This is a genomic window from Candidatus Omnitrophota bacterium, from assembly GCA_028712255.1.
Classification (GTDB): Bacteria; Omnitrophota; Gorgyraeia; order Gygaellales; family Profunditerraquicolaceae; genus UBA6249.
Genome location: JAQTQJ010000005.1, coordinates 108,913 through 118,121 on the forward strand (window position 1 = coordinate 108,913; position 9,209 = coordinate 118,121).

The 9,209-nt window shown below is 40.9% G+C and carries 13 protein-coding genes; all 13 read left to right on the top strand.

Annotated elements, in window-relative coordinates; genetic code table 11:
- On the top strand, window positions 1-462 hold the full coding sequence (locus tag PHC29_03715) for an Lrp/AsnC family transcriptional regulator (protein ID MDD5108600.1): 462 nt from the start codon (window positions 1-3) through the stop codon (window positions 460-462).
- A 1-nt stretch (window position 463) separates the two neighbouring features.
- A complete protein-coding gene (gene hemL / locus PHC29_03720; GenBank protein MDD5108601.1) occupies window positions 464-1,750 on the top strand; it encodes a glutamate-1-semialdehyde 2,1-aminomutase in 1,287 nt (428 codons plus the stop codon).
- Between the two features lie 137 nt (window positions 1,751-1,887).
- Window positions 1,888-2,118, top strand: coding sequence for an AtpZ/AtpI family protein (locus PHC29_03725; protein ID MDD5108602.1), 231 nt, complete (start codon window positions 1,888-1,890; stop codon window positions 2,116-2,118).
- The gene (gene atpB, locus PHC29_03730) at window positions 2,115-2,873 is read left to right on the top strand and encodes a F0F1 ATP synthase subunit A (protein MDD5108603.1); all 759 of its coding nucleotides are present in this window, start codon (window positions 2,115-2,117) and stop codon (window positions 2,871-2,873) included. The genes PHC29_03725 and atpB overlap by 4 nt, the downstream gene beginning before the upstream one ends.
- Window positions 2,874-2,888: 15 nt before the next feature.
- Window positions 2,889-3,116 carry an ATP synthase F0 subunit C gene (gene atpE, locus PHC29_03735; protein MDD5108604.1) on the top strand — a complete coding sequence of 76 codons (228 nt, stop codon included), beginning with the start codon at window positions 2,889-2,891 and terminating at the stop codon, window positions 3,114-3,116.
- Between the two features lie 18 nt (window positions 3,117-3,134).
- Entirely contained in the window at window positions 3,135-3,632 is a 498-nt protein-coding gene (gene atpF, locus PHC29_03740) for a F0F1 ATP synthase subunit B (GenBank protein MDD5108605.1), read from the top strand.
- Window positions 3,629-4,177 carry an ATP synthase F1 subunit delta gene (atpH, locus tag PHC29_03745; protein MDD5108606.1) on the top strand — a complete coding sequence of 183 codons (549 nt, stop codon included), beginning with the start codon at window positions 3,629-3,631 and terminating at the stop codon, window positions 4,175-4,177. Before atpF ends, atpH begins: the two co-directional genes overlap by 4 nt.
- Before the next feature lies 1 nt (window position 4,178).
- Entirely contained in the window at window positions 4,179-5,702 is a 1,524-nt protein-coding gene (gene atpA, locus PHC29_03750) for a F0F1 ATP synthase subunit alpha (protein ID MDD5108607.1), read from the top strand.
- Window positions 5,703-5,707: 5 nt separating this feature from the next.
- On the top strand, window positions 5,708-6,562 hold the full coding sequence (atpG, locus tag PHC29_03755) for an ATP synthase F1 subunit gamma (protein MDD5108608.1): 855 nt from the start codon (window positions 5,708-5,710) through the stop codon (window positions 6,560-6,562).
- A 45-nt stretch (window positions 6,563-6,607) separates the two neighbouring features.
- Complete coding sequence (gene atpD, locus PHC29_03760) at window positions 6,608-8,008, top strand: F0F1 ATP synthase subunit beta (GenBank protein MDD5108609.1); 1,401 nt, start codon at window positions 6,608-6,610, stop codon at window positions 8,006-8,008.
- A 6-nt stretch (window positions 8,009-8,014) separates the two neighbouring features.
- Window positions 8,015-8,266 carry a F0F1 ATP synthase subunit epsilon gene (locus PHC29_03765; GenBank protein ID MDD5108610.1) on the top strand — a complete coding sequence of 84 codons (252 nt, stop codon included), beginning with the start codon at window positions 8,015-8,017 and terminating at the stop codon, window positions 8,264-8,266.
- A gap of 27 nt (window positions 8,267-8,293) precedes the next feature.
- Window positions 8,294-8,614, top strand: a complete 321-nt coding sequence (locus PHC29_03770) for a hypothetical protein (GenBank protein ID MDD5108611.1) — start codon at window positions 8,294-8,296, stop codon at window positions 8,612-8,614.
- Window positions 8,611-9,209, top strand: a 599-nt coding sequence (locus PHC29_03775; protein ID MDD5108612.1) for a Ni/Fe hydrogenase subunit beta, incomplete at its 3' end; no start/stop codon positions are given. The genes PHC29_03770 and PHC29_03775, both read left to right, overlap by 4 nt.

Genomic DNA, 9,209 nt, shown 5'->3' on the forward strand with positions numbered 1-9,209 from the left:
ATGCTTTCAAAGCTCGATAAAAGTATAATCAGTTTAATCTCTCAGGATATTCCGTTGGTTAAGCAGCCTTTCAGAAAATTGTCTTGTAAACTTGGTATAAAACAAAAGGTTCTTCTTAGGAGGCTGAGGTTTTATAAAGCAAACAATCTCTTGCGTAAATTTTGTGCGAGTTTTAACCATAGAAAAATAGGTCTCAGATATAATGCGATGGTAGTTTGGAATATTCCGTCGGAACGCCTTAATAAAGCGGGCAGTTTAATGGCTAGCTTTCCACAAATCAGCCATTGTTATCAGAGAAAAAAGGCGCCTGGTTGGAATTATAACCTTTATTCAATGATTCACGCTAGCTCTAAAAAAGAGTGTTTGAATGTGGTTAAAGGTATTCATAGAAGAATAGGCTGTAAAGGTTATAATGTTTTGTTTTCTTCGGAAGAATACAAAAAAACTGCAGCTAATTATTAATGTGAAAAATTTAATACTTAAAAAATCAAAGGCCTGTTTTAATTTAGCAAAAAAGTTCATCCCCGGTGGAGTAAACAGCCCCGTGCGTGCTTTTAAAGCGGTAGGAATGGGCCCGTTGTTTATTAAAAAAGCCAATGGCGCCTATATTTACGACGTCGATAATAATAAATACATAGATTATGTGCTTTCTTGGGGGCCGATGATTTTAGGCCATGCTGATAGAAGAGTGATAGGAGCTGTTAAGCAGTCTCTTGAAAAAGGCACAAGTTTTGGAGCTCCCACTCGGAAAGAAACTGAGCTTGCCCAATTAATCAATAAAATTTATCCTTCTATTGAGAAGATACGATTTACTTCTTCCGGCACTGAAGGCGCAATGTCTGCTTTGCGCCTTGCCCGCGGTTATACGGGTAGAGAGAAAATAATAAAATTTCAAGGTTGTTATCACGGGCATTTTGACAGCCTTTTGGTTGCTGCTGGTTCAGGTTGTGCCACCTTTGGGGCTCCTTCTTCAGCAGGGGTAAATAAAAGTTTCGTGCATGATACTATTGTTTTGCCATTTAATGATATCGATAAAGTAAAAATTGCGGTAAAACGCTATAAGAATAATATTGCTTGCGTGATTATTGAACCTATTGCGGCAAATATGGGAGTTATTCTGCCGCAAGAGAGTTTCTTAGAAGAATTAAGGGAAATTACACGGGTAAATAATATTGTGTTAATCTTTGATGAAGTCATTACCGGCTTTCGCGTTGCTTTGGGAGGAGCGCAGGAGATTACCGGAGTCAGGCCGGATTTGACGATATTGGGCAAGATCCTAGGAGGAGGTTTTCCGATAGGCGCCTTCGGGGGGAGGAAAGAGATAATGGATTTTCTTTCTCCGGACGGGCCGGTATATCAGGCAGGGACATTGTCCGGTAACCCTGTGGCGGTAGAAGCAGGGATCAAGACTATTAAAATATTGAGCGAAAATAAGATTTATGATAGTTTAAACCAATTGAGCTTAAGTTTTGAACTGGGGCTAAAAGAAATTATTGCTAAAGCCGGAGTTCAGGTAACGGTACAAAGGGCAGGTTCTTTATTTACTTTATTTTTTACAAATAGAAGGCTACTTAGGAATTATGATGATGTTTCTAGGTGCAATTTACCCGGGTTTTCTTGTTTTTTCCGGAATATGCTCAAGCAAGGGGTTTACTTGGCTCCGTCGCAGTTTGAAGCTAATTTTATTTCCATAAAACATACAGCCTGCGATATTAAAAATACTTTAAGGGCAGTGGGGCGTGCACTTTAGGAACATAATAATTGACAAGCATTTAACTTGTGATATAATTTAAAACAATTCTACAAAGAGGCAGTAGTAATTAATAAAACGTAGACGTCCTAAATCCGATATTGGATAGAAGACGTCAATTTTTTTATCAATAGCTTATGCGCAAGGAAGATTTTTATAAAGAGGTAAAAACAGTTGGTTTTGCCACTTTTATCCCGTTTATGCTGGCGGCGGGGCCGCTTTCGGGTTATTTTGTCGGGGATTTTTTACAAAAGAAATTTAATTTGTCTACACATGTAGTGTTGGTAAGTGTTGTTTTTGGTTTGGTAGTAGGTATAATGGAAGCGATCAGGATCATAAGGCTTGTAGCCAGGACAACTAAGAGATGAGTCACAATATTAACATGCCGGAGTTACCGGATATCTTTGCCGTATTAGCGCAGAGGTTTCCCGCAAATTCATTTTTTAAATATATTTATCTTTGGGAACATGTCAGTTACTCCCTGATTGTTGTTCTACTGTTAGGTGTTTTAGCTTATTTTGCCAGTAGAAAAAATAATTTAGTCCCTAGTAGCCGCCTGCAGAATTGCGCTGAGGTATTTGTAGGAGGCCTTAATGATTTTGTCTGCGGGATACTTGGGCCTAAGGGTAGAAAATATACTCCTTTTATCGGAACATTATTTATCTATATTCTTTTTATGAATCTAACTGGCTTGATTCCGTTTATGAAGGCATCAACTGCCAGCTGGTCTACGACTCTGGCTTTGTCATTATGCGTATTTTTTTATGTGCAATATACTGCGGTAAAGGAATTAGGTTTTTTAGGTTATCTGGACCATTTGGCTGGTAAACCGCGCGGGATCTTAGCCGTTACAATTATTATGCCGTTATTCATGTTATTTTTGCATATTATTACGGAGTTGATTCGGCCTTTAAGCCTATCTTTACGTCTGCGGGGAAATATTTGGGGAGATGAGATTCTCATTGGTTTACTTTCTGGTTTTGGAATTAAAGGATTGCCGCTCCTATTTTTTAATATGTCTATGGCGGTATTAACGGCCATAGTGCAGGCAGTAGTTTTTACTTTGTTAACCACAATATATTTTGCGCTTGTATTAACTCATGAAGAGGAAGCTATACAGTAGAGGGAGGAGAGTAATATGGATTTTAAGGCAGCGTTAGATTTAGGTGTTCCGTTAGCGTTGGGGCTAGCGGCATTTGGTTCGGCAATCGGTTTAGGTATTGCTGTGGCTGCGGCTTTGGGAGGTATTAGCAGGCAGCCGGAAGCGAGCAATAAAATCATGATGAACATGATTATCGGTTGCGCTTTTATTGAAGCAATCACCATCTATGTTTTGGTTTTCGCTTTTATGTACGCAGGGAAATAATCGGGAAGGAATAGTTAAGTGGAACTATTGAAGATGCTCAGCGCAAGTGAGATTTTTGCGCAGATCCTAAGTTTTTTTCTGCTATTATTTTTACTCAGGCATTTTGCCTGGAAAAAAATTCTAGGCCTTTTGGATAAGCGTAAGGAAAGAATCAGCGCTGAACTTAAAGAGATAGAAGATACCAAAATCCAAATTGCCAAGATCAAGGCGGATTATGAATCAAAGATGGTTTTAATTCAAAACCAGGCACAGGTAAAGATTAATGAGGCTATTGAAGAAGGAAAAAAAATAAATTCTTCAATGCGTAAAAAGGCACATGAGGATGCTCAGGATATCCTTACTGATGCGCGTAATCAGGTAAAATACGAGGTTTCTAAAGTAGAGGAGCAGCTCAGGGATAAGATTGTGGATATCGCCTTGAGCGCGGCCAGGAACCTTATTCAGGAAAAGTTAACTGAAGAAGGTGACCGCAAAATAGTGGAAAATTTTATTAAAGAAATTGAGAAAGTAGAATGATAAAAGATAGAGCGGTAGTGAGTAGATATGCTGAGGCTTTCTTTAGTTTTGCTAAGGCAAATTGCGGGCAAAAGAAGGCTTTAGAGGATTTGGTGGCTGTAAAAAATATTATCCGCGATAATCCCGGATTTAGCCAGCTAATGGATAATCCGGAAATTTCTTACGTTGAAAAGTGCCTGATTATCGATGGAGTAATCAAAGACGGTATTGCCAGTGAGATGCTTAATTTTTTAAAGCTTCTTCTTGATAAAAAACGTTTTGACATCTTTTTAGATGTCGCCGAATACCTGCGCGTAAAATACGCCCATCAAGGCCAGGTTGATGTTTTGCTTAAAACCGCTTTTCCGTTAGATTTAGATTTGATTAAAAAGATAGAGCTTGCTTTGAAGAAGAGGTTTAAACAGGATTTAAGGTTTTATATAAATTTAGACGGTAGTTTGTTGGGTGGGGTACAGGTGGTTATAGGCAATACCATTATTGATGGTTCGGTAAGGAAATGCCTTGAGGGTTTGAGGGAGAAGCTTTCTACAGTAAGGATAAATTAAGATGGTTTTAAAACCCGAAGAAGTTACTTCAATAATTAAAAAAGAGTTGGAAAAATATAAGACTCGCCTGCGCACCGAGTCTATCGGTACAGTTATTCAGGTGGGGGATACGATTGCGCGTATTTACGGGCTGGATGATGTAATGATGGGGGAGTTAGTGCAATTTTCCGATAATATTATGGGTATGGTTTTAAACCTGGAGGAGGATAGTGTTGGGGTAGTGATTTTTGGCACGGATAATCCGGATAAAAATATCCGTGAAGGGGATATTGTTAAGCGCACAGGCAAGATCGTCCAAGTTCCTGTTGGGGAGGCTTTAGTCGGTAGAGTGGTGAATGCTTTAGGCAAGCCAATCGACGGTAAAGGCCAGATCAATACGCAGAAATTTCGGCCTCTGGAATCTAGCGCTCCCAATGTAGTAGAAAGGCAGCCGGTTAAGGAACCGTTACAGACAGGGATTAAGGCTGTTGATACTATGACTCCTATCGGCCGCGGCCAACGCGAACTAATTATCGGAGACCGGCAAACCGGAAAAACCGCGATTGCTATCGATACAATTATTAATCAAAAAGGCAAAGATGTTTATTGTATTTATTGCGCTATCGGCCAGAAATTATCCAGCGTGGTGGCAGTAAGCGAAGTTCTTAAAAAATACGGGGCAATGGAGTATACTACGATTGTTAGCGCTTCTAGCCGTGCTTCCGCGAGTTTACAATATTTGGCCCCATATGCTGCTTGTGCCATGGCTGAAGAGTTTATGTATACGGGAAAACATGTCTTAGTAATTTATGATGATCTCTCTAAACATGCCCAGGCTTATCGGCAGTTGTCATTACTTCTAAGGCGGCCGCCGGGAAGAGAAGCTTACCCGGGTGATATTTTCTATCTGCATTCGCGGCTGCTTGAACGCGCCGCAAAATTGAATGATGAATTAGGCGCCGGTTCCATTACCGCTATTCCCATTATCGAAACTCAGGCCGGAGATATTTCAAGTTATATCCCAACCAATGTGATTTCAATTACCGACGGCCAGATTTATCTGGAAAGCGATTTATTTTATGCCGGTGTACGTCCTGCGGTAAATGTGGGTCTATCAGTTTCGCGCGTGGGAGGCAAGGCGCAGAGTAAGGTTATGCGCCAGGTGGCTTCGAAACTCAGGCTTGATCTTGCGCAGTACCGGGAGCTAGTAACCTTTACGCAATTTGGCACTGACTTGGATAAAACTACACGCGCTCAGTTAACCCGCGGAGAAAGAATGGTCGAGGCATTAAAACAATCCCAGTATGAGCCTCTTTCAACAGCCAAACAGATAATTATTATTTACGCCGGTACCAATGGGTACCTGGATGGGCTGCCGGCCAAAACAGTGAAGAGATTCGAGAGCCAACTTTATAAATTTATAGATGAGAAATATTCCGGAATTTTGGCGGAAATAGATTCTAAAAATGATTTAGATGCTAGCCTAAAGAGTAAATTAGATAGCTTGATTACTGATTTTAAACAAACATTTTCAACTAATCCTTAGAGATTATGCCGCAACCTATAAAACAGATAAAAAATCGTATTCGTAGCGTGGAAAACACCAGAAAGGTAACTGCGGCCATGCAGCTGGTTTCTGTTGCCAAGCTCAACCGTAGCGAGAATGCGTTATTTGCTTTAAGGCCATATGCATTGAGGTTTGAAAACCTTATGCATAACCTGGCTGTTTTATCGCAGGGGTCTTTACTGCGATATTTTAATCAAAGCTCTCTGGAAGGGGATATTGTGCTTTGCGTGATAACTTCCGATAGCGGTTTATGCGGAGCATATAATCAGAATATTTTTCGTGTTGTCGAAGAATTTCTGAGTAAACATGGTTTAGATAAGGTGAAGCTAATTCTGTTGGGCCAGAAGGGGTTAAGTTATTTTAGGAATAAACCGGTAAAAATTATAAATTCATACTTAGGGCAAAACGCAAAATTTGCGCAGAGTACTTCCGATAAGATTGCCACGGAATTCATTCAGTTGTTCTTAAGCGGCAAGGCCAACTCGATTTATCTGGCCTATACGTATTTTGAGAATTCTATCGTCCAGAAGGCAACTATTGAGCGCCTTCTGGCTATCGAAGCAAAAGAAAAAAAACCAATTGAATATATCAGTGAACCGGATTTGGAGAGCTTGCTTGAGGATTTGGTCCCGCAGTATCTTTTGGTTAAAATGCGCCTGGTTTTTTTAGAGGCGTTTACTTCTGAACATGCCGCCAGGACTATTTCCATGAAAACTGCAACCGATAATGCTTTAGAGCTTTTAGAAGGATTACTACTGTTAAGAAATAAAGTTAGGCAGGCAGGGATTACTCAGGATATTTTAGAGATTAGTTCATCAGTTGAAGCGTTGAAAGGATAAATAGCATACTGTTATATTAATAAAAATTAAATTAACGGAGTACTTATGGCAGAAGGAAAAATTATTCAAATTATTGGGCCAAGCGTGGATATCCTGTTTCCGCAAGGCCAAGGGCCGCAGCTTTTGAATGCGATTAAAATCCAGGAGGAGGGAATTAACCTTACTCTTGAGGTTGCCCAGGATATCGGAAACAGTACTGTGCGTTGTATTGCCTTGGGCTCGACTGATGGTTTAGTGCGCGGCATGAAAGCAATTGATACCGGCAGCCCGATTACCGTGCCAATTGGTAAGCAGACTTTAGGCAGGATATTTAATCTTTTGGGTGAGCCTATCGATGGTAAAGGTGCGTTAGAGCATCCGGAAATAAGAAGTCCCATACATAGAGATTCTCCAAATTTCCAAGAGCAGCTGCCTATTGAGAATATTTTGGAAACAGGCCTAAAGGTGCTTGACCTTTTGGCGCCTATCCCTAAAGGGGGGAAAGTCGGATTATTCGGCGGAGCAGGCGTAGGCAAGACAGTTATTGTTATGGAGTTAATCCGGACTATTGCTACCGAGCATGGAGGAGTGTCGGTTTTTGCCGGAATCGGAGAGCGTACCAGAGAAGGAAATGAATTATGGCTTGAATTAAATGCATCTGGGGTAATTAAGAATAGTGCTCTGGTTTTTGGCCAGATGAATGAGCCGCCGGGAGCGCGCCTGCGTATCGGATTATCTGCTTTGACTATGGCAGAATATTTCCGCGACCAGGAGAGGAAGGACGTGCTTTTATTTATCGATAATGTTTATCGTTATATCCAGGCAGGTTCTGAAGTCTCAACATTGCTTGGCCGTATGCCTTCTGCAGTAGGATATCAGCCCAATCTTTCCACAGAGGTAGCTCAACTTGAGGAGAGAATTGCTTCGACCCGTAACGGCTCGATAACTTCTATTCAGGCAGTATATGTGCCGGCGGATGATTTGACTGATCCGGCTCCGGCTGCGGTATTTTCTCATCTTGATGCAAAAATCGTTTTGTCGCGCCAAATTTCTGAATTAGGAATTTATCCTGCGATTGATCCGTTGGATTCTACTTCACGAATTATGGACCCCCGGCTTTTAGGGGAGGATCATTACAATACCGCTTTAGCCGTGCAAAAGGTCCTGCAGCGCTATAAAGACCTGCGCGATATTATCTCCATCCTTGGCGTTGATGAACTATCGGATGAAGATAAATTAACCGTGCAGCGCGCGCGCAAGGTGCAGAGGTTTTTTTCCCAGCCGTTTTTTGTGGCGGAGAATTTTACCGGGATTAAAGGCAAATATGTAAAACTTGAGGATACGATTAAAGGGATTAAGATGATTATTGACGGCTCGCTTGACCATTTGCACGAGCAAGCCTTTTATATGGTAGGTTCAATCGAAGAAGCAATAGAGAAGAATAATCAGTTACTTAATAATAAATAAAAGGATATGCTTAAAGCTTTTCAGGTCGGTATTTATTCCAGTGATAAGATAATATATGAAGGAGAAGCAGTTTCTCTGGTTGCTCCTTCTGAATCGGGTTATCTTGGTATCCTGGCATCTCATGCCCCGCTGGTTGCTAAGCTTAAGTGCGGCGTAATTACTTTCAAAGATAATGCAGGCCTAGCCAGGTCGATAGAAACAAAGCAAGCCGGGTATCTTGAAGTTTTACGTAACAATATTACCATTCTGCTTAAATAACCGTTTTTAAAATTATATTTTTTATTCTTGTTTTATCCAGTTTTTTTGTTATACTTAAATAAATCCATACTTGTTTTATCCATGCACGATACCTATCTTCTAAAAAATATCCTGAAGTATCTCCAGGAACAGGAGGATCAAGCTTCCCGTAAACTCAGGAAGGTGCGCCTTTCTATTTCCGAATTCGGGAGCCTGAATAAAGAGCATTTTCTCCAACATTATCAACAAGCAGTTTTGGGTACAAGGTTTGAGGGCCTGGAGGTTGCCGTCGATACAATATCTTTTGGGCCGGAACTGGAAATTACCGGATTAGAGTTTGCAGGAGAAACGGAGGCTATAGAAAAGTGAAATACGCAAGCTTAAAAAAAATAAACCTAAATAATTGGTTAGAGCACTTAAAGGGCAAGGCCAAGCTTTATGCCCCGCGTAAAAAGGAGAACCTTTTTGTTTTCCGGCCGGTAAAAGATGCCCAGGATGTCTGCCTTGAGTATATACCTACTATCCTACCGCCTAAGAAATATTATTTTCCGCAGAAAGAAAAATTATTTAAATTCAGCGTCCAACCGTTTAAAACCTCTAAGGCAATTGATAAATTCGAGGATTTCATTCTTTTCGGGGTGCATACTTGCGATATCGCCGGTATTCAATGCATGGATGTGGTTTTTAGAGATGCCCCGGAGGATCCCAATTATCTTAACCGCAAAGACAGGATGTCGATTATCGGCATAGAATGTTTGAAATACTGCGATAAATACGCAAACTGTACTTCTATGGGTAACCATGTCCCTCGCGGGGGGTATGACCTGATGCTGGTGGATTTGGGCGAAAAATTTATCATTCATATTAATTCTGAAAAAGGCGAGAAATTGGTTAGCGGGTTGGATTATATCAAAGAGGCGACGGCAGCCGATATGGAACTGCTTGAACGCGCCAGAGATGCCAA

What these genes read in the sequence shown, in the direction of transcription:
- atpG (MDD5108608.1), top strand. Translation starts at nt 5,708, where the DNA reads ATGCCGCAACCTATAAAACAGATAAAAAATCGTATTCGTAGCGTGGAA.
- PHC29_03715 (MDD5108600.1), top strand. Translation starts at nt 1, where the DNA reads ATGCTTTCAAAGCTCGATAAAAGTATAATCAGTTTAATCTCTCAGGAT.
- atpB (MDD5108603.1), top strand. Translation starts at nt 2,115, where the DNA reads ATGAGTCACAATATTAACATGCCGGAGTTACCGGATATCTTTGCCGTA.
- PHC29_03765 (MDD5108610.1), top strand. Translation starts at nt 8,015, where the DNA reads ATGCTTAAAGCTTTTCAGGTCGGTATTTATTCCAGTGATAAGATAATA.
- atpD (MDD5108609.1), top strand. Translation starts at nt 6,608, where the DNA reads ATGGCAGAAGGAAAAATTATTCAAATTATTGGGCCAAGCGTGGATATC.
- atpA (MDD5108607.1), top strand. Translation starts at nt 4,179, where the DNA reads ATGGTTTTAAAACCCGAAGAAGTTACTTCAATAATTAAAAAAGAGTTG.
- PHC29_03725 (MDD5108602.1), top strand. Translation starts at nt 1,888, where the DNA reads ATGCGCAAGGAAGATTTTTATAAAGAGGTAAAAACAGTTGGTTTTGCC.
- atpH (MDD5108606.1), top strand. Translation starts at nt 3,629, where the DNA reads ATGATAAAAGATAGAGCGGTAGTGAGTAGATATGCTGAGGCTTTCTTT.
- atpE (MDD5108604.1), top strand. Translation starts at nt 2,889, where the DNA reads ATGGATTTTAAGGCAGCGTTAGATTTAGGTGTTCCGTTAGCGTTGGGG.